Origin of the sequence: Nocardioides bizhenqiangii, assembly GCF_034661235.1 — a bacterium.
Taxonomy (GTDB): Bacteria; Actinomycetota; Actinomycetes; order Propionibacteriales; family Nocardioidaceae; genus Nocardioides; species Nocardioides bizhenqiangii.
Map to the genome: position 1 here is coordinate 1797501 of NZ_CP141059.1, position 19605 is coordinate 1817105.

At 69.5% G+C, this 19605-nt stretch carries 15 protein-coding genes, 1 tRNA gene and 2 rRNA genes (1 of these 18 cut by a window edge); 10 read left to right on the top strand and 8 right to left on the bottom strand.

Annotation, left to right across the window (positions count from 1 at the left end; translation table 11 throughout):
• The 3 genes from SHK19_RS08730 to SHK19_RS08740 all read left to right on the top strand — a co-directional run.
• A 23S ribosomal RNA gene (locus SHK19_RS08730) occupies nucleotides 1–1780 on the top strand (it extends 1398 nt beyond the left edge of the window).
• Nucleotides 1781–1971: 191 nt separating this feature from the next.
• A 5S ribosomal RNA gene (rrf, locus tag SHK19_RS08735) occupies nucleotides 1972–2088 on the top strand.
• Nucleotides 2089–2219: 131 nt separating this feature from the next.
• Nucleotides 2220–3143: a tetratricopeptide repeat protein gene (locus SHK19_RS08740; RefSeq protein WP_322458293.1), complete on the top strand. Its 924-nt coding sequence runs from the start codon at nucleotides 2220–2222 to the stop codon at nucleotides 3141–3143.
• Between the two features lie 8 nt (nucleotides 3144–3151).
• Here the strand turns inward: SHK19_RS08740 and SHK19_RS08745 are convergent, their stop codons facing one another.
• Nucleotides 3152–3808, bottom strand: a complete 657-nt coding sequence (locus tag SHK19_RS08745) for a hypothetical protein (RefSeq protein WP_322458292.1) — start codon at nucleotides 3806–3808, stop codon at nucleotides 3152–3154.
• 56 nt (nucleotides 3809–3864) lie between these two features.
• Here SHK19_RS08745 and SHK19_RS08750 point away from each other — a divergent pair, with 56 nt between their 5' ends.
• Together SHK19_RS08750 and SHK19_RS08755 are read left to right on the top strand one after the other, a co-directional pair.
• Complete coding sequence (locus tag SHK19_RS08750; RefSeq protein ID WP_322938418.1) at nucleotides 3865–4773, top strand: alpha/beta fold hydrolase; 909 nt, start codon at nucleotides 3865–3867, stop codon at nucleotides 4771–4773.
• 173 nt (nucleotides 4774–4946) lie between these two features.
• The gene (locus tag SHK19_RS08755) at nucleotides 4947–5456 is read left to right on the top strand and encodes a DUF3145 domain-containing protein (protein WP_322938419.1); all 510 of its coding nucleotides are present in this window, start codon (nucleotides 4947–4949) and stop codon (nucleotides 5454–5456) included.
• An 83-nt stretch (nucleotides 5457–5539) separates the two neighbouring features.
• Here the strand turns inward: SHK19_RS08755 and SHK19_RS08760 are convergent, their stop codons facing one another.
• From SHK19_RS08760 to SHK19_RS08785, 6 genes are all read right to left on the bottom strand, one after another.
• Nucleotides 5540–6988, bottom strand: a complete 1449-nt coding sequence (locus SHK19_RS08760; RefSeq protein ID WP_322457402.1) for an acyl-CoA carboxylase subunit beta — start codon at nucleotides 6986–6988, stop codon at nucleotides 5540–5542.
• 9 nt (nucleotides 6989–6997) lie between these two features.
• A complete protein-coding gene (locus SHK19_RS08765; protein ID WP_322457401.1) occupies nucleotides 6998–8293 on the bottom strand; it encodes a beta-ketoacyl-[acyl-carrier-protein] synthase family protein in 1296 nt (431 codons plus the stop codon).
• 11 nt (nucleotides 8294–8304) lie between these two features.
• Nucleotides 8305–8553, bottom strand: a complete 249-nt coding sequence (locus SHK19_RS08770; RefSeq protein WP_183101455.1) for an acyl carrier protein — start codon at nucleotides 8551–8553, stop codon at nucleotides 8305–8307.
• 43 nt (nucleotides 8554–8596) lie between these two features.
• Nucleotides 8597–9601 (bottom strand): beta-ketoacyl-ACP synthase III, encoded by a 1005-nt coding sequence (locus SHK19_RS08775; protein WP_322938420.1) that lies wholly within the window; start codon nucleotides 9599–9601, stop codon nucleotides 8597–8599.
• Nucleotides 9598–10797, bottom strand: a complete 1200-nt coding sequence (locus SHK19_RS08780) for an acyltransferase domain-containing protein (protein ID WP_322938421.1) — start codon at nucleotides 10795–10797, stop codon at nucleotides 9598–9600. The genes SHK19_RS08775 and SHK19_RS08780 overlap by 4 nt, the downstream gene beginning before the upstream one ends.
• A gap of 78 nt (nucleotides 10798–10875) precedes the next feature.
• The gene (locus tag SHK19_RS08785) at nucleotides 10876–12042 is read right to left on the bottom strand and encodes a PucR family transcriptional regulator (RefSeq protein ID WP_322457398.1); all 1167 of its coding nucleotides are present in this window, start codon (nucleotides 12040–12042) and stop codon (nucleotides 10876–10878) included.
• A gap of 132 nt (nucleotides 12043–12174) precedes the next feature.
• On the opposite strand from SHK19_RS08785, the gene SHK19_RS08790 reads away from it, so the two are divergent.
• Complete coding sequence (locus SHK19_RS08790; protein ID WP_322938422.1) at nucleotides 12175–13140, top strand: alpha/beta fold hydrolase; 966 nt, start codon at nucleotides 12175–12177, stop codon at nucleotides 13138–13140.
• Between the two features lie 12 nt (nucleotides 13141–13152).
• Here the strand turns inward: SHK19_RS08790 and aceE are convergent, their stop codons facing one another.
• Nucleotides 13153–15894: a pyruvate dehydrogenase (acetyl-transferring), homodimeric type gene (gene aceE, locus SHK19_RS08795; RefSeq protein WP_322457404.1), complete on the bottom strand. Its 2742-nt coding sequence runs from the start codon at nucleotides 15892–15894 to the stop codon at nucleotides 13153–13155.
• 300 nt (nucleotides 15895–16194) lie between these two features.
• Here aceE and SHK19_RS08800 point away from each other — a divergent pair, with 300 nt between their 5' ends.
• From SHK19_RS08800 to SHK19_RS08815, 4 genes are all read left to right on the top strand, one after another.
• Nucleotides 16195–16554: a DUF3052 domain-containing protein gene (locus SHK19_RS08800; RefSeq protein ID WP_405030465.1), complete on the top strand. Its 360-nt coding sequence runs from the start codon at nucleotides 16195–16197 to the stop codon at nucleotides 16552–16554.
• A 60-nt stretch (nucleotides 16555–16614) separates the two neighbouring features.
• Entirely contained in the window at nucleotides 16615–18231 is a 1617-nt protein-coding gene (locus tag SHK19_RS08805; protein WP_322938423.1) for an AMP-binding protein, read from the top strand.
• A complete protein-coding gene (locus tag SHK19_RS08810; protein WP_322457394.1) occupies nucleotides 18228–18704 on the top strand; it encodes a peroxiredoxin in 477 nt (158 codons plus the stop codon). Before SHK19_RS08805 ends, SHK19_RS08810 begins: the two co-directional genes overlap by 4 nt.
• Nucleotides 18705–18922: 218 nt before the next feature.
• A tRNA-Val gene (locus SHK19_RS08815) sits at nucleotides 18923–18994 on the top strand.
• Nucleotides 18995–19605 lie beyond the last annotated feature (611 nt).

Consider the following 19605-nt stretch of genomic DNA (forward strand, 5'->3'; position numbering starts at 1 on the left):
GAGTGAGAATGCAGGCATGAGTAGCGAATCACGGGTGAGAAACCCGTGCGCCGAATGATCAAGGGTTCCAGGGTCAAGCTAATCTGCCCTGGGTAAGTCGGGACCTAAGGCGAGGCCGACAGGCGTAGTCGATGGACAACGGGTTGATATTCCCGTACCGGCGAAGTGGCGCCCATGACGAGCCCGGTGATGCTAACCACCCGAAACATCCGTTAACCATGCTCCTTCGGGGGTGTGGGGCGGGTGCGGAGCGTGGGATCCGATCCGGTAGTAGTCAAGCGATGGGGTGACACAGGAAGGTAGCCCAACCACGCCGATGGTAGAGCGTGGGTAAGCAGGTAGGACGTGGCCCAGGCAAATCCGGGTCGCAGCCGCGAGGCAAGTCTGAGATGTGATGCCGACCCCGTATGGGGGAAGTGGGTGATCCTATGCTGTCGAGAAAAACCTCTAGCGAGCCACGAGCCGCCCGTACCCCAAACCGACTCAGGTGATCAGGTAGAGAATACCAAGGCGATCGAGACAACCATGGTTAAGGAACTCGGCAAAATGCCCCCGTAACTTCGGGAGAAGGGGGACCCGAACCGTCAACCCACTAGCTGGGGGACGCGGGGAGGGTCGCAGAGACCAGGCCCAAGCGACTGTTTACTAAAAACACAGGTCCGTGCGAAGTCGTAAGACGATGTATACGGACTGACTCCTGCCCGGTGCTGGAAGGTTAAGAGGACCGGTTAGCACACCCTCTACATGTATGGTGTGCGAAGCTGAGAATTTAAGCCCCAGTAAACGGCGGTGGTAACTATAACCATCCTAAGGTAGCGAAATTCCTTGTCGGGTAAGTTCCGACCTGCACGAATGGAGTAACGACTTGGGCGCTGTCTCAACCATGGACTCGGCGAAATTGCACTACGAGTAAAGATGCTCGTTACGCGCGGCAGGACGGAAAGACCCCGGGACCTTTACTATAGTTTGGCATTGGTGTTTGGTTCGGCTTGTGTAGGATAGGTGGGAGACTATGAAACCGCCACGCCAGTGGCGGTGGAGTCAACGTTGAAATACCACTCTGGTCGTACTAGATGTCTAACCTAGGGCCATGATCTGGTCCAGGAACAGTGCCTGATGGGTAGTTTAACTGGGGCGGTTGCCTCCTAAAGAGTAACGGAGGCGCTCAAAGGTTCCCTCAGCCTGGTTGGCAATCAGGTGACGAGTGTAAGTGCACAAGGGAGCTTGACTGTGAGACAGACATGTCGAGCAGGGACGAAAGTCGGAACTAGTGATCCGGCACCACCATGTGGAAGGGGTGTCGCTCAACGGATAAAAGGTACCCCGGGGATAACAGGCTGATCTTCCCCAAGAGTCCATATCGACGGGATGGTTTGGCACCTCGATGTCGGCTCGTCGCATCCTGGGGCTGGAGTAGGTCCCAAGGGTTGGGCTGTTCGCCCATTAAAGCGGCACGCGAGCTGGGTTTAGAACGTCGTGAGACAGTTCGGTCCCTATCCGCCGCGCGCGTAGGAAACTTGAGAAAGGCTGTCCCTAGTACGAGAGGACCGGGATGGACGAACCTCTGGTGTGCCAGTTGTACCGCCAGGTGCAGGGCTGGTTAGCTACGTTCGGAAGTGATAACCGCTGAACGCATCTAAGCGGGAAGCACGTTTCAAGATGAGGTTTCCCCACCCCTTTGAGGGTGTAAGGCCCCCAACAGACTATTGGGTTGATAGGCCGGAGGTGTACAGCAGCAATGCCCAGCCGACCGGTACTAATAGGCCGAACACTTGCCACACAAACCCCCAACACAACCAACAAACCACCGTTGGACGTGCCAGCCGGGGCGAATGCGCAAGACACAAACAACACCCCGTTATACACGGGTAGATACAACACCGACCACCGCAAACACGCGTCCACACAATCCAACCCCACCACCGGGAGACAACACCCAAACCCGGCTGGAACCCAAGGGGTTCATAAAGTTACGGCGGCCACAGCGACAGGGAAACACCCGGACCCATCCCGAACCCGGAAGTTAAGCCTGCCAGCGCCGATGGTACTGCAACCGAGAGGCTGTGGGAGAGTAGGACGCCGCCGGACATACCATTCGTAGAGGCCACCCCTCGGGGTGGCCTCTACGCTATTTCGACTACGCTGCGCGAGACGGTTTGCACGCCGTCAGCCCGACGGCGTGGTCGCGAGTTCCCCCCATCTGAAGAGAGTGAGTCGTCGTGGCAGAGCAACGACGGGGCAAGCCAGGCGCATCCGGTTCCGGACGCGCCGGCGGACAGCGCCGTACCACCGGCGGGACCGGGCGCGGCCCGGCCCGGTCGAGCAGGGGCACCGGTGACGACAAGCGGCGCGAGGGCCGCTCCGCCGGTCAGCGCCGGCCCGACCGCGCGAGCGGCGCCGGGCCGAGGTCGAAGGACGCCCGCTCGAGTCTGTCGCAGGAGGAGCGGACCGCTGCCCAGCAGGTCTACGACGGGCCGCCGCTGCCCGACGACATCACCGGCAAGGAGCTGGCGCCCGACGTCCGCGCCCAGCTGAGGACCCTTCCCGAGAAGCTGGCGCAGCGGGTGGCCCGCCACCTCGCCGCCGCGGGCGCGGTCATCGACGACGACCCGGAGACGGCCTACCAGCACTCGTTGGCGGCGCGCAGTCGCGCGCCCCGGCTCGCCGTCGTGCGCGAGGCAGCCGGTGAGGCGGCGTACGCCGCCGGTCACTACTCCGAGGCGCTGGCCGAGCTGCGCGCGGCGAAGCGGATGAACGGCGCCACGGCGTACCTCCCGATCATGGCGGACTGCCACCGTGCCCTCGGCAACGCGAAGCGTGCGCTCGAGCTCGCGAAGAGCCCGTCGGTCAAGGGGTTCCCCGCCGCGGCGAAGGCGGAGATGACGATCGTCGAGGCGGGTGCCCGACGTGACCTCGGCCAGTTCGACGCCGCCCTGCGCACGCTGGAGCTGTCCCCGATCAACAGCAAGAGCCGGGAGTCGTGGGTCGTGCGGCTCCGCTATGCCTATGCCGACACGCTCGAGCAGGCGGGCAAGGAGCGCGACGCACTCAGCTGGTTCCACCGGACCAACGCGATCGACGCGGAGGAGATCACCGACGCGGCAGGGCGCGCCGCGGCGCTGGAGAAGCGTCTCGACGGCTGACGGCGGGGTCAGGCGTTGTTGCCCGTCCTGTCCTTCCTCTCCTTCTTCTTCTCGCGGTCCGTCGGGTCCTCCTGATCGGGACGCTCGCTGGTGGATTCGTCGGCCTCGGTGTCCTCCACGACCGTCCCGGGGTCGTGCTCGACGAACGTGAGGGTGGCGCCGTCGATGCCTGCGGCCTTGGTGCCCCACTTGATGCCCTCGCGGAACGAGATCTCGATCCGGCCGATCTCGACCTCGGTCGGCTCCGCTGCCGAGACGACGAGCACGATGGAGTCCCCGTCGGAGAGCTCGGCGCCTTCGACGGGGTCGAGCTCGGGGCAGAACGGCGCCGCGTCGGTGGTCACGCTCACGCTGCCGCCGCGGCAGAGCATGGGCTCGACGTCGACCTCGCCGTCGGCCGTCACGTCCACCTCGACGTCGGAGATGTTGATCGTGCGCTCGAAGTCGTCGCCGACCGCCAACATGCCGATGTAGACCTCCTGGCCCACGACACCGACGTCGTCGACGGTGCCGGAGGAGGTCGGAAGGTCGTCGGGCGTCCGGAGGAACCAGATCAGCCACCCGACAGCGACGGCGACCGTCGCCACGATGACGAGGACCCGCCACCACTGGGAGCGCTTCTCGGGTCGTTGGCGCCGCGGGACCTCGAGAGAGCTTGACGACATGGTCGAACCATAGGACACCGGTCGGGGCGCGAGAGCACCGTGCCAGACTCGGCCGCATGTTGCACCGCGAGCAGCCCCGGCGGCCGACTCTCGAGGGCAGTGTCGCCGTCCGGGACGGCCGTCGCTTCAGCTTCGCCGAGTACGGCTCGCACGTCGGACCGGCGATCGTGTGGATGCACGGGACACCCGGGGCGCGGCGGCAGATCCCCATCGAAGCGCGGGAGTACGCCGAGGAGCACGGGCTGCGGATCATCGGCATCGACCGACCCGGCATCGGCTCGTCGACGCCGTACCTCTATCCCAACGTCCTGGACTGGACCGGGGACCTCGCGCTGCTGCTCGACGCGCTGGGGATCGACGACGTCCGGGTGATCGGCCTGTCGGGTGGCGGGCCGTACGCGCTCGCAGCCGGCGCCGGGCTCCCGGAGCGGGTCCGCGGCGTGGGCGTGCTCGGGGGCGTCGCTCCCACCCGAGGACCGGACGCCGTCGGCGGTGGCGCGATCCAGCTCGCGGTCCGGCTCGCGCCGCTGCTCTCCGTGGGCCGGGTCCCGCTCGGTGTCGCGTTGACGACGGCGATCCGTACGGTCCGGCCGCTCGCGGGCGCCGGGCTCGACCTCTACGCGATGGTGCAGCCGGTCGGCGACAAGAACCTGCTGTCACGGCCCGAGTTCAAGGCGATGTTCCTCGACGACCTGCTCAACGGCAGTCGCTTCCAGACGTCCGCTCCGCTCGCGGACCTCGTTCTCTTCACCCGGGAGTGGGGCTTCGACCTCGCCGACGTGCAGGTGCCGGTGCGTTGGTGGCACGGCGATGCCGACCACATCGTCCCGTTCCGGCACGGTCAGCACGTGGTCGACCGGCTGCCGAGCGCCACCATGTCGGTCATCGACGGCGAGAGCCACCTGGGTGGCCTCGGCATCACCGCCGCGGTGCTGAGCGAGCTGATGTCGCTCGACACGGTGTGATTTCCGCCCTTCCGCGCCGATTACTGGTGCACAGGCGTCTCATGGGTCACAATGGGTGTCACAACCACACATTTGTCACTTCGATGCTCACGGATCGACCTGACCTCCGAGAGAGACCGCTGGGGAAGGCGTAGCTCACGCCGGAGGAAAAGGCAGATCGAGGGAGAGTCGTGGTGACCACGAGCAACAGTGCGACCAGGGGCGTCTTCTACGTCCACTCTGCGCCGTCCGCGTTGTGCCCACACGTCGAGTGGGCCGTGGGCGGCGTCCTCGGCGTCCCCGTCAACCCGAGCTGGACGCCCCAGCCGGCGCAGCCCGGGTCCTTCCGCTGCGAGTTCTCCTGGTCGGGCAAGGCCGGCTCCGCGGCCGCGATCGCCTCCGCCCTGCGCGGTTGGCTCCACCTGCGGTTCGAGGTGACCGAGGAGCCGACCCCGTCGACCGAGGGTGCGCGCTTCTCGTCCACGCCCGACCTCGGCGTCTTCCACGCCGTCACCGGCATCCACGGCGACATCATGATCCCGGAGGACCGGCTCAAGGCAGCGGTCGTCCGGGCGGCGCTCGGCGAGACGACGCTCGAGAACGAGATCGACAAGCTGCTCGGCAAGCCCTGGGACGACGAGCTGGAGACCTTCCGGCACGCCGGCGACGGCGCTCCCGTCCGCTGGCTGCATCAGGTCGTCTGAAACATCGACCCGGCTCATCTGTACGCCGACCCGGCGCGTTCAGACAGGCCGGGTCGGCGTACAGATGAGCCGGGTCGATGCTGCTACAGCGGGATGTTGCCGTGCTGGCCCCGGCGTACGCCCTCGGTCTGGACGGCGGCGGCGATCGCGCGGGCGATGGCCGACCGGGTGACGGCCGGCTCCACGACCTCGTCGACGACGCCGATCTCGATGGCCTTGTCGACGCCGCCGGCGATCCGCTCGTGCTCGGCGGCCAGCTCGGCCTCGACCCGCGGTCGCAGGTCGACCGAAACCTCCGCGAGCTTGCGCCGGTGGAGGATGCGGACCGCAGCGAGGGCGCCCATCACGGCTACCTCGGCGCCCGGCCAGGCGAAGACCTTGGTCGCGCCGATCGACCGGGAGTTCATGGCGATGTAGGCCCCGCCGTAGGTCTTGCGCGTCACCAGGGTGACCCGGGGGACGACGCACTCGCCGAAGGCGTGGAGCAGCTTGGCGCCGCGACGGACGACGCCGTCCCACTCCTGGCCGACGCCCGGGAGGTAGCCCGGCACGTCGACGACGACCACGAGCGGCACTCCGAAGGCGTCGCACATGCGGACGAAACGGGAGGCCTTCTCGGCCGAGAGCGAGTCGAGGCAACCGCCGAGCCGGAGCGGGTTGTTGGCGACGACGCCGACCGTCCGCCCGCCGAGGCGACCGAAGGCGGTCACGATGTTGGGCGCCCAGCGGGCGTGCAGCTCGAGCATCGTGTCGTCGTCGAGGAGACCCTCCAGCAGCGGGTGCACGTCGTACGCCCGCTTGGTGTTCTCCGGGAGGTGGTGGGCGAGGTCGCGGTCGTCGACGGCGTCGACGAGCATGCTGCCCTGGGAGCCGAGGAGGCCGGCGAGTGTCCGGGCCCGTTGCAGAGCGTCCACCTCCGACTCGGTCACCACGTGCACGACGCCCGACCGGCGACCGTGCGGCTCGGGACCGCCCAGCCGCAGCATGTCGACGTCCTCGCCGGTCACCGACCGGACCACCTCGGGTCCGGTCACGAAGATCCGGCCCTCGGGGCCGAGGATCACCACGTCGGTGAGGGCGGGGCCGTACGCCGCGCCGCCGGCGGCGGGACCGAGGACGACGGAGATCTGCGGGATGATGCCCGACGCCTGCGTCATCACCTGGAAGATCCGGCCGACCGCGTGCAGCGAGAGCACGCCCTCGGCCAGCCGGGCGCCGCCCGAGTGCCAGAGGCCGATGATCGGGACCCGGTCGGTGAGTGCGCGGTGGTAGGCGTCGACGACGACCCGGCAGCCCTCGTCGCCCATCGCTCCGCCCATGACGGTCGCGTCGGAGCAGAACGCCACGACCGGGGTGCCGTCAACGGTGCCGACAGCGGCGAGCATCCCGGACTCGTCGTCGGGACTGATCAGCTCGAGCGAGCCGTCGTCGAGGAGCGCCCCGAGCCGCTTGATCGGGTTGCGGGGGTCCTCGGAGCGGGGCAGCTTCGGCGGCTTCGCCGGGGCGTCGGGACGGCGGTCGAGCGCGGTCATCAGGGGCTCCTAGCCGACTGATCCGAAGGCGACGGCGACGTTCGCGCCGCCGAACCCGAAGGAGTTGTTGAGCCCGACGATGTCGCCGAGCGGCAGGTCCCGGGGCTTGGTGGCGATGTCGAGCTCGACGGCCGGGTCGAGGTTGTCGAGGTTGATCGTCGGCGGGGAGAGCCGGTGGTGGAGCGCCAGGATCGTCGCCACCGCCTCGAGCGCGCCGGCGCCGCCGAGCAGGTGCCCGGTCATCGACTTGGTGCTGGTCACGATGACCTCGCTGGCGTGCGAGCCGAGCGTCGCGTGCAGCATCAGCGCCTCCGCGACGTCACCTTGCGGCGTCGAGGTCGCGTGGGCGTTGACGTGGGCCACCCGGGCCGGGTCGATGTCGCCGTCCTCGAGCGCGCGGAGGATGGCACGGGTGCCACCCTTGCCGGCCGGGTCGGGCTGCGCGATGTCGTGGGAGTCGGCCGTGATTCCGGTGCCGAGGACCTCGGCGTAGATCCTCGCGCCCCGGGCCCGGGCGTGCTCCTCGGACTCGAGCACGAGCGCGCCTGCGCCCTCGCCGAGCACGAAGCCGTCGCGGGCGGTGTCCCAGGGGCGGGACACGGTCGCCGGGTCGTTGGGGTTCTTCGAGAGCGCCATCATGTTGGCGAACGCGGCGATCGGCAGCGGGTGGATCGCGGCCTCGGTGCCGCCGGCCAGCACGACGTCGGCCCGGCCGAGCCGGATCTGGTCGGCCGCGAGAGCGATCGCCTCGTTGCCGGACGCGCAGGCGGACACCGGGGTGTTGACCGCCGCGCGGGCGCCGATCTCGAGGCTGATCGTCGCCGCGGGGGCGTTGGCCATCAGCATCGGCACGGAGAGCGGGGAGACCCGACGAGGGCCCTTCGACAGTAGCGCGTCGTAGTTGCTGAGCAAGGTCTGCACGCCGCCGATGCCGGACGCCATCGCGACGCCGACCCGGTCGCCGTCGAGCTCACCGGCCTGCTGCGGCACGTCGAGCCCGGAGTCGTGCCAGGCCTCCATGGCCGAGATCAGGGCGAACTGCGACGACCGGTCCAGCCGTCGGGCGCGGACCCGCTCGAGCACCTCGCTCGGCTCCACCGCCGCCGTGCCGCCGATGCCGACCGGGAGGTCCTTGGCCAGTCCCGACTCGACGAAGGCAGCGAACGCGGGGGAGTCGGCAAGGCGTCGTACGCCGGATCGCCCGGCGACCAGGCCGTCCCAGGTGTCGGCGACGTTCCCGCCCAGCGGGTTGGTCGTACCGAGCCCGGTGACGACGACGCGCGTCCTCTTCGGCTGTCCGGTCATCGCAGTCGAGGTCACGCCGCGGTCTGCGCGCGCTCGATGTAGGAGACGGCGTCGCCGACGGTCTTGAGGTTCTTGACCTGGTCGTCGGGGATCGTGACGCCGAACTTCTCCTCGGCCTCGACGACGACCTCGACCATCGACAGCGAGTCCACGTCGAGGTCGTCCACGAAGGACTTGTCGAGCTGGACGTCGTCGGCGTCGACGCCGGCGACCTCGTTGACGATCTCGGCAAGGGCTGCGCGGATCTCTTCGGTGCTCATCTGTTCTCCTGCTTCATCTACTGGGGGTTGGGGCGGGGGTCTCTCAGGGAATGGTGACGACCTGGGCTGCGTAGGACAGGCCGGCGCCGAACGCGATCAGCAGGGCGACGTCGCCCGACCTGGCGTCGCCGTCGCGCATCATGCGGTCGAGCGCGAGCGGGATGGAGGCTGCGGAGGTGTTGCCCGCGTCGACGATGTCGCGGGCGATGCGGACGTGGGGCGGCAGCTTCATCGACCGTGCCATGGCGTCCGTGATCCGGTTGTTGGCCTGGTGCGGCACGAAGCAGTCGAGCTGGTCGACGCTGACGCCGGCGCGGTCGAGTGCCTGGAGGGCGACCTTGGCCATCGAGAACGACGCCCAGCGGAAGACCTCGTTGCCCTGCATGGTCAGGTGCGGCATCACCGGCGCGTCGGAGGCGATCACGTCACGCCAGTCCTCGCGCTGCCGGATCAGGTCGTACTGCTCGCCGTCGGAACCCCAGACCACCGGCCCGATGGCGGGTACGTCGGAGGGGCCCACGACGGCCGCGCCGGCGCCGTCGGCGAAGATGAACGCCGTGCCGCGGTCGGTGCGGCTGGTGATGTCGGAGAGCCGCTCGACCCCGATCACGAGGACGTAGCGGGCGCTGCCGCCGCGCACCATGTCGGACGCGAGCGTGATGCCGTGGCAGAAGCCGGCGCACGCCGCGGAGACGTCGAACGCCGCGGCGCCGTCGGTGCCGAGCTCGTGGGCGATCGCGGTGGCCGCCGACGGCGTCTGGAGCAGGTGGCTCACGGTGGCGACGACGACGCAGTCGACCTGGCGCGGGTCGACACCCGCCTGGGCGAGCGCGTCACGGGACGCCGCCACCGACATCGCCACGATGGTCTCGGAGTCGTCGGCGAAGCCGCGGGTCTTGATGCCGGACCGCTGCTGGATCCACTCGTCGCTGGAGTCGATCGCCTCGACGACCTCGGAGTTGGGCACCACGCGGGCGGGGCGGTAGGCGCCGATCCCGAGGATGCCGGCGTACGACGTGCCCTGGTCTGCCTGCAACGGGGCGCTCATGCCGCGCCGCCCGCGGGGTGGAGCCGCAGCAGCGGCTGACCGGGTGCGACGAGGTCGCCATCCTCGACGAGCCACTCGACGACCTGGCCGCCGTGGGAGGAGGTGACCGAGATCCGGTCACGCAGGCTGGCCACGTCGCCGATCGTCACACCCGGCGCCAGCAGCCCTGCGTCGGCCGCCCGCTCGTCGCGGTGGAAGACGCCCTTGACGGGGGAGACGACCATCCGCCAGGTCGGGCTGGTCTCGATGGGGGAGGCCTCGCCGTGCTTGATGCAGAAGTCGCGGGCGGCGTCGAGCTGGTCGGGGGAGTCGAGCGCGAACGTCTCCACGGTCATGTCGCGACCGCGGAAGTAGCGCTTGGCGATGCCGGTGAGGGTCCCCGCCGGCGGCATCTCGATGATGCCGGTCACGCCGAGGTCGGCCATCGTCTCGAGGCACAGGTCCCAGCGCACCGGGCGTGCGATCTGACCGACGATCCGGCTCAGCACCTTCGCGCCGTCGTGGATGACACTGCCGTCGCGGTTGGAGATGAACCGGGTGCGCGGATCGTGCACCGACACCGAGCGGGCGAGGCCGGCCACGTGCTCCACCGCCGGTGCCATGTGCGGGGTGTGGAAGGCTCCGGCGACCGAGAGCGGCCGCAGCTTGGCCTTGGCGGGGGCGTCGTCGGCGAACGCCGCGAGCTGCTCCAGCGTGCCGGCGGCAACCACCTGGCCGGGTCCGTTGTCGTTGGCGGCGACCAGGCCGTGCCGCTCGATCGCGGCGAGCACGTCGTCGCGATCGCCACCGAGGACGGCGGTCATGCCGGTCGGGGTGGCCGCCGCGGCGTCGGCCATCGCCCGGCCACGCTCGCGCACCAGCACCATCGCCTGCTCGGCACTGATCACCCGGGCGCCGGTGGCGGCCGCGATCTCGCCGACGCTGTGCCCGGCGACGGCGCCGAGCTTCGTGTAGGCGTCCGCCGGGTGGGGGAACAGCTCGAGCGCCGTGACCAGGGTGGAGGCCACGAGGAGCGGCTGGGCGATGCGGGTGTCGCGGATCTGCTCCTCGTCGGCCTCCGTGCCGTAGTGGGCGAGATCGATGCTCGCGACCGTTGACAGCCAGTCGAAGCGCGCGGCGAAGGTCGGCTCCGCCAACCAGGGACGGAGGAAGCCGGGGGTTTGTGCTCCCTGCCCGGGAGCCACGATGACGAGCACGGTTCCAGCGTGCCTCGCCGGGACCGTGAACCGCGCCTCCGGCGCTCACGAACTCGCCGACAGCGCTTTGTGGAGACCCTACAAACGCCCCAGGGCCAAGGCGAGCTGCAGGGTGAGTGCGTCCCGGGGTCGCGAGGGGGTCAGACCGGTCAGGTCCGCGACCTGGCCGAGCCGGTAGCGCACGGTGTTGGGGTGGACGAACAGCGCGCGGGCGGTCGGTTCGATGGCGGCGCCGTTGGCGAAGTACGCCGACAGTGTCTCGACGAGCGTGCCGCGCGCCTGGGCCAGCGGCTCGTAGACCTGGTCGATCGCCTCCATCCGCGCCCACTCGTCGCCGTCGAGGATCCGCTCGGGAAGGAGGTCCTCGCTCAGCACCGGTCTTGGTGCCTCCGGCCAGCCGACCGCCGCCCGCAGCCCCGCGGTCGCGGACTGTGCCGACAGGTAGGCATGGCCCAGGTCGGCCGCGACCGGGCCGACGACCACCGGACCGTCCCCGTAGAGGTCGACGACCGCTCGCGCGGCCTTCTCCGGGTCGCTCACCCCGCCCAGGATCGCGACCAGCCGGTGGCCCTGCACGGCGCCGAGCGCATCCATCCCCGCGGCACGGGCCGCGCGCCGTACGGCGTCGACCACGCCGGCCTCGGTGTGCTCGGCCGGTACGGCGCCGAGCACCACGGCCACGTTGCCGCGCGCACCCCAGCCGACGGCGCTGGCGCGGGAGAGCACGGCGTCGTCGGTCTCGTCCCGCAGCACGGCATCGACGACCAGCGCCTCCAGCCGGGCGTCCCACGCGCCGCGGACCTCGGCCGCCCGGGCGTAGACCTCCGCTGTCGCGAACGCCGCCTCGCGGGCGTAGAGCAGCACGGCGTCGTGCGTGTCGCTGACGTCGTCGGGATCGAGGATGCTCTCGAGGCTCTGCTCGACGACCTCGATCGTGAGCCGGATCAGCTCGACGGTCTGGTGCAGCGGGATGGTGCCCGCCAGCGCCGGCGGCGCGACCCCGAAGAGGTTCGCCTCCGGAGCCTGGTCGAAGCGCGGCGAGGCGCTGTCCTGCTTGAACCAGGCGATGAAGTCGTGGATGCCCGCCTGGACGATCAGCCCGACCCAGGAGCGCTCCTCGGCGCTGAGCTCGGCGAACCACGGGAGGTCGGACTCCATCCGCCTGGTCGCGGCGGTGCTGAGCCGCCCGGACGCGCTGCGCAGCTTCTTGACCGCGCGCGCCCGCGGGTTCGGTGGTCGGGACACGCCTAGAGCCTAGTGTCCTGGACAGGGGCTGCCAGGCGCCCGGCAGGCAGAGAATTGCGGATGGTGGGTGTCTGGGCGGCTGCCGCGCGTGGTTGAATCCTGCACCAGGGTCGACGAGCGGGAGGACATCGGATGCGGAGCAAGGGGGATGCCACCGCCGAGGTCGAGTTTGTCACCGTCCACGGCAAGCGGCGTGCGTTCGTGAGGACCGGTTCCGGTCCGGCCCTGCTGCTCCTGCACGGTCTCGCCTGCGATCGCACCACCTGGGACCGGGTGATCCCGCTCCTGGCGAGGAAGTACACGGTCATCGCGCCCGACCTGCTCGGGCACGGCCTGTCCGACAAGCCGCGGGCCGACTACACCCTCGGCGGCTACGCCAACGGCATGCGCGACCTGCTCACGGTCCTCGGGATCGACAAGGTGACAGTGGTCGGGCACAGCTTCGGCGGCGGGGTCGCCATGCAGTTCGCCTACCAGTTCCCCGAGCGCACGCAGCGGGTGATGCTGGTGGCGAGCGGTGGCCTGGGCTCCGAGGTGACGCCGCTGATCAAGCTGGTCCAGGCGCCCGGCTGGGAAGCCGCCATGCGCGTCCTCACGATCCCCGGTCTCCGGCACCTCGAGACGACCACCCTGCGCGCCTTGGCGTCGTACGGCGGCGGCCCGCTGCGCAAGTACACCCGCGATCTCGACGAGGCGGCCACCATCGTCGAGTCGTGGCGCGACCGTCGTACCCGGTTCGCCGTCCGGCACCTGGTGCGCGCGGTCATCGACTGGCGCGGCCAGATCGTCACCATGTCCGACCGCGCCTACCTGACGGAGGCGATGCCGATGGCGGTCGTGTGGGGAAGGGACGACCAGGTCATCCCGGTCCGGCACTCGAGCAACGTTGCGGCGTTGGTCCCGGACGCGTCCGTCACCGTGCTCCCCGACTCCGGCCACTTCCCGCACCGCGACCATCCGGAGGAGTTCGTCCGGCTGCTCGACCGGTTCGTGGCGACGACCGCCCCCTCGGTCTACAGCCGGGCGAGGTTCCGCCGGATGCTGAGCCACGGCACCGCGCGGGGGCCGCGGCTCGTCACCGCCGCCGACACGGCCTGAGGTCTGCCGTCCTCAGGCGTCGCCGCCCTCCTGGAGGACGCCGGAGACCGCGGTCGGGTCGTCGATCCGGTACTGCGTGAACGCCTTCTCGACCACCGCGGGGTCGATCTCCCCGGCGTCGGCGAGCGCCTGCAGGGCCTGCACGACGACGGACTGGGCGTCGATGTGGAAGAACCGGCGTGCCGCGGGACGGGTATCGGCGAAGCCGAACCCCTCGGCGCCCAGCACCCGGTAGTCCTCCGGCACCCAGCGGGCGATCTGCAGCGGCACCGCCCGCATGTAGTCGGAGACGGCGATCACGGGACCGTCGGAGCCCGTCAGCTTCTCGGTGACGTACGGCGTCCGTGCGGTCTCGGACGGGTGGAGCAGGCTCCACTCCTCGGCCGCCACGGCGTCCCGCGCCAGCTCGTTCCACGACGTGACCGACCAGGTGTCGGCGGCCACGCCCCACTCCTCGCGCAGCATCCGCGCGGCGTCCTCGATCCACGGCACCGCGACGCCGGACGCCAGCAGCCGTACCCGCGGACCGTCGCCCTCGGCGACGCCGATCCGGTGGAACCCGCGCAGGATGCCCTCGACGTCCACGTCGTCCGGCTCGGCCGGCTGGCTCACCGGCTCGTTGTAGACCGTGATGTAGAAGATGACGTTCTCGCCCTGTCCCTCGGGACCGCCGGTGCCGTACATCCGCTCGAGCCCGCTCCGCATGATGTGCGCGATCTCGTAGGCGAACGCCGGGTCGTAGTGGACGACAGCGGGGTTGGTCGCCGCGATGAGCGGCGAGTGCCCGTCGGCGTGCTGGAGTCCCTCGCCGGTCAGCGTGGTGCGGCCGGCGGTGGCGCCGATCAGGAAGCCGCGGGCGAGCTGGTCGGCCATCGCCCAGATCGAGTCGCCGGTCCGCTGGAAGCCGAACATCGAGTAGAAGATGTAGAACGGGATCATGTGCTCGCCGTGGGTCGCGTACGCCGACCCGGCGGCGGTTGCCGACCCCACCGCGCCGGCCTCGGAGATGCCCTCGTGCAGCATCTGTCCCTGCGGCGACATTTTGTAGGCGAGCAGCAGCGCGCGGTCGACCGACTCGTAGGTCTGGCCCGCGGGGTCGTAGACCTTGGCCGACGGGAACATCGAGTCCATGCCGAACGTGCGGTACTCGTCGGGCGCGATCGGCACGATCCGCTTGCCGATGCCGGGATCCTTCATCCAGTCCTTGAGGAGCCGGACGAGAGCCATGGTGGTCGCGATCTTGTTCTTGCCGGACCCCTGCTTGAGCTCGGCGTACATCTTGTCGCCGGGCAGCTCGAGGGGGGTGCTGCGGACGACGCGACGGGGGAGCGAGCCCCCGAGCGTGCGGCGACGCTCGAACATGTAGTCGATCTCGGGCGAGTCCGGGCCGGGGTGGAAGAACGGCGCGGTGCCCGTCTCCTCGTACGTCGTCTCGAGGTCACGGTCGGAGATGGGGAGGTAGAGCCGGTCGCGGAACTTCTTGAGGTCCGCCATCGTGAGCTTCTTCATCTGGTGGGTGGCGTTCCGGCCCTCGAGGGCGTCGATCGTCCAGCCCTTGATGGTGTGCGCCAGGATCACGGTCGGCTGCCCGGTGTGCTTGGTGGCGGCGTCGAACGCGGCGTAGACCTTGCGGTAGTCGTGGCCGCCGCGCGGCAGCTTCTCGATCTGCCGGTCGGTCATGTGCTCGACCATCTTGCGCAGCCGGGGGTCCGGGCCGAAGAAGTGCTCTCGGTTGTAGGCGCCGTCCTCGACGGAGAACGTCTGGAACTGGCCGTCGGGCGTGGTGTTCATCTGGTTGACGAGGACGCCGTCGACGTCGCGGGCGAGCAGCTCGTCCCACTCCCGGCCCCAGATCACCTTGATGACGTTCCAACCCGCGCCGCGGAAGTTCGCTTCGAGCTCCTGGATGATCTTGCCGTTGCCGGTGACCGGACCGTCGAGCTGCTGCAGGTTGCAGTTGACGACCCAGACCAGGTTGTCGAGCTCCTCACGCGCCGCGATCCGGATGGCGCCCAGCGACTCGGGCTCGCCCATCTCGCCGTCGCCCAGGAACGCCCACACGTTCTGCTCGCTGGTGTCCTTGATCCCGCGGTTCTGGAGGTAGCGGTTGAACCGCGCCTGGTAGATCGAGTTGATGGCCGTCAGACCCATCGAGACGGTCGGGAACTCCCAGAAGTCCGGCATCAGCCGGGGGTGCGGGTAGGACGGCAACCCGGCGCCGACGCCGTGCTGGACCTCCTGCCGGAACCGCGAGAGCTGCTGCTCGTCGAGGCGACCCTCGAGGAACGCGCGGGCGTAGATGCCGGGGGAGGCGTGTCCCTGGATGAAGATCTGGTCGCCGCCGCCGGGGTGGTCCTTGCCGCGGAAGAAGTGGTTGAACCCGACCTCGTAGAGGCTCGCGGACGACTGGTACGTCGCGATGTGGCCGCCGACCTCGAGGCCCTTGCGGTTGGCGCTCGACACCATCACCGCGGCGTTCCAGCGGATGAAGGCGCGGATCCGGCGCTCGATCTCCTCGTCGCCGGGGAACCACGGCTCCCGCTCCGGCGGGATGGTGTTGATGTAGTCGGTGCTGCGCAGGGCAGGAACCCCGACCTGCTTCTGGCGCGCCCGCTCGAGCAGGCGCAGCATGACGTAGCGCGCCCGCTCGCGGCCACGCTCGTCGAGGAGTGCGTCGAACGAGGCGATCCAGTCCTGGGTCTCGTCCGGGTCGATATCGGGGAGCTGAGTCGGCAGACCCTCGTGGATCACCACGGGAGCGGGAGGGTTGGGGGCGTTCTCAGCAGCGTCTGCGTCTCCGGTCACCCCGTCATCGTGACACCTCCGGGGCGTACGCAAAATCTACCCAGCGGTAGCCGCTGCGGTGGACGGTGGTTGCGCGGTCGCGTCAACTCCGCTGGACTACTCCCACACCTCGGGGGACCGACCCCCGCGAAGGGCACGGGGGCTCCGCTCCCGAGCGAATGAAATGGACTGGAGGAACCCGTGAGCGCGACCGCGGAAGGCGGGACCGATTCGAGCGGACCCGCTAGCCGGCTCGGATTCAAGGCGGGCATGGTCGTCCAAGAGCTCGGGTGGGACCAGGACACCGACGACCAGCTGCGCATCGCCATCGAGGACGCCATCGACGGCGATATGGTCGACAGCGACTACGGCAACGTGGTCGAGGCCGTCGTGCTGTGGTGGCGCGACGACGACGGCGACCTGGTCGACGGGCTGTTCGACTCGATCACCGATCTCGTCGGCGGCGGCGTGATCTGGCTGCTGACGCCCAAGGTCGGTCGGCCCAACGCGGTCGACCCGGCCGACATCGCCGAAGCCGCGCCCATCGCCGGCCTGGCGCTGACGACGACGGCCGCGGTCAGCAACGACTGGGTCGCCACCAAGCTGATCGCGCCCAAGACGGTCGGGTGACCGGTCCGGCTGGTGGCGCCGGGGGCATGCTGGGACATCGCAGTGGGTAGCGTCGCCCTCATGGGATCGATGTCCGTCCGGGCGCGTGACGCCGCCTTCAGCCTGAAGACCCTGGTCGAGTCCGGGATCGTCCGCCCCTACGGGCCGCGCACGCTGGTCGGCATCGTCACTTCGCTCCGCAGGTGGGGTACGACCCCGGCGGGTGGCTTCCGGGCGCTCGCGGTCCGCAACCCCGACGGGATCGCGATCATCGACGAGCGCGGCGAGGTCACCTTCGGCGAGCTGCACCGCCGTACCAACGCGCTGGCGCGGGCCCTCACGGACCGCGGCGTCTCGGAGGGTGACGGGGTCGCCGTCATGTGCCGCAACCACCGGGGGTTCATCGAGGCTTCGATCGCGATCAACAAGCTCGGCGCCGACGTGCTCTACCTCAACACGGCCTTCGCCGGGCCTCAGCTCGCCGAGGTGGTGGAGAGGGAGGACCCGCGCGTCGTCGTCTACGACGAGGAGTTCACCGACCTGCTCGACGGCGTCGACATCGCCGACCGGGTGATCGGGTGGACCGACGGTGACGCCGGCCCCGACACCATCGAGGAGCTGATCCGGTCCGCGAGCTCGGACGCAGACCTCGACCCGCCGGAGCACACCTCGCGCACGATCATCCTCACCTCCGGCACCACCGGCACACCCAAGGGCGCGCCGCGACCGCAGGGCGGCATCCCGGCCGCCGTCTCGTTGCTGTCCCGGATGCCGCTGAAGGCCGGCTGGACCTGCCACATCGCGGCGCCGCTCTTCCACACGTGGGGCTTCGCCCACTACCAGCTCGCCATGCTGCTCGGCACCACGATGGTGCTGACCCGGAAGTTCGACCCCGAGCACGCGCTGGAGCTCCTGGCCGACCACGAGTGCGACTCGCTGGTCGTCATCCCGGTGATGCTGCAACGCATCCTGGCGCTGCCCGAGGAGAAGCTGGACCAGCACCCGCTGCCGCGGCTCAAGGCGGTGGCTTCGTCGGGTTCGGCGCTGCCCGGCGACCTGCCCATCCAGTGGATGGACCGCTACGGCGACAACCTGTACTCGATCTACGGCTCGACCGAGGTCGCATGGGCGAGCATCGCGACCCCCCAGGACCTGCGCGAGGCGCCCGGCTCCGCCGGCGGCGTCCCGCACGCCACGGTGGTCAAGATCCTCGACCCTGACGACAAGGAGCTGCCGGCGGGTGAGTCGGGCCGGATCTTCGTCGGCAACGACCTCCAGTTCGAGGGCTACACCGGCGGCGGCCACAAGGACATGGTCGACGGCCTGATGTCGACCGGCGACGTGGGCCGGTTCGACGACGACGGGCGTCTCTACGTCGAGGGCCGCGACGACGAGATGATCGTCTCCGGAGGCGAGAACGTCTTCCCGAAGGAGGTCGAGGACTGCATCTCCAAGCTCGACGGCGTCGCCGAGGTCGCCGCGATCGGTGTCGACGACGACGACTACGGCAAGCGGCTGCGCGCGTTCGTGGTCTGCGCGGACGGCGCCGACGTGTCCGAGGACGACGTCAAGGGCCACGTCAAGTCCAACCTGGCCCGCTACAAGGTGCCGCGCGACGTGGTCTTCCTCGACGAGCTGCCCCGCAACGCGACCGGCAAGGTCCTCAAGCGCGAGCTCGTCGAGGCGGGGGACTCGTGACCGAGGCCGGTCTCTCGCTCGGTGGTCCCGCGCCCGACTTCACGCTGCGGGACCAGTTCGGGCAGGACACCACGCTCTCGTCGTACCGCGGGACCAAGGCGGTGCTCATCCTCTTCTACCCGTTCGCGTTCAGCGGCGTGTGCACCGGGGAGATGGCCGCCATCCGCATCCGGCTCGACGAGTTCCTCACCTTCGACACCGAGGTGCTGGCGATCTCCTGCGACCCGGTGTTCGCGCTGCGCGCGTGGGCCGACGCCGACGGGCTCAACTTCCCGTTGCTCAGCGACTACTGGCCGCACGGCGAGGTGACCAAGGCCTACGGCGTCTTCGACGAGAAGCGGGGCAGCCCGATGCGGTCGTCGTACGTCGTCGACCGCGACGGCAACGTCGCCTGGGCCGTGCACCACGCCTACGCCGACGGTCGCGACCTCGACGAGCACCTCAAGCAGCTGCGCGCCGCCGTCGACTCGTAGTCCCATCGGATCAAGCGGTCTAGTTCTTTCGGATGAATTTTTCATGGAATCTCCGGATTGCCTTGGAGGCGTGACACGAGGTCGCTAAAGTTCGAGACGTCGAACCGCTGGTGACCCGAGACGCCAGCGGTTCGGCTTATTTTTCCGGTCCCTCGGTTCGGTCGGCGGTGTGGGACTCCAGTAGCCTGACGCCGCCGCGTTCTGGACGGCGGCACCTCGGGCGCATAGCTCAGCGGTAGAGCTCCTGCCTTACAAGCAGGCGGTCACAGGTTCGATCCCTGTTGCGCCCACCGACACCAGAACCTCCTCTGACCTCGGCCCCTGGTCGGGTCGGGGGGCGCCGTGCGTCCGGGCTTGTCGAGCGACCGGAGGCCGTGCCCTCGCGGCACCTCCGCCGTTGATCCAAGAGACCACCCCACCCGCTACGCAACTTTGCCGCCGGATCCTGCGACGGAGCCCAGCGCCAATCGCAGGTGGGGTGGCCTGCTTGTGCGGTACCCACATCGGGAGCGGCCCACCTGCTCGAACCGCGCGCTTCTTCCGCGGCGTCTCGGATCTGGTTTCCGCGGGCCGCTGACGGCGGATGGCCGGCATCAGGGCGGGGTAGCGCCACCGAAGGCCGCTTTCTCGGGGCCACGGTGAGGTCCGATCCCCCTCCGCGCGCGGCTAGGCCCCTGCCGGCATCTGAGAGCACCCGGCAGGGGCCGCTAGGCCTACCGATCGAGACCGTCCAGCGGACACGAATGCGAAGGGTGACGCCCTACGCCGCGGGTACTACACCTCGTAGCTGGCTTCTCGGGGGATCAACTCGGTCGGCTATGGCCCCGTCCGGCTGTGCTGGAGCTGCTGGGCGGGGCCGTCCTCGTGCGCGGTCGGGGGTGGCAATGAGTCGTTGGTCGGA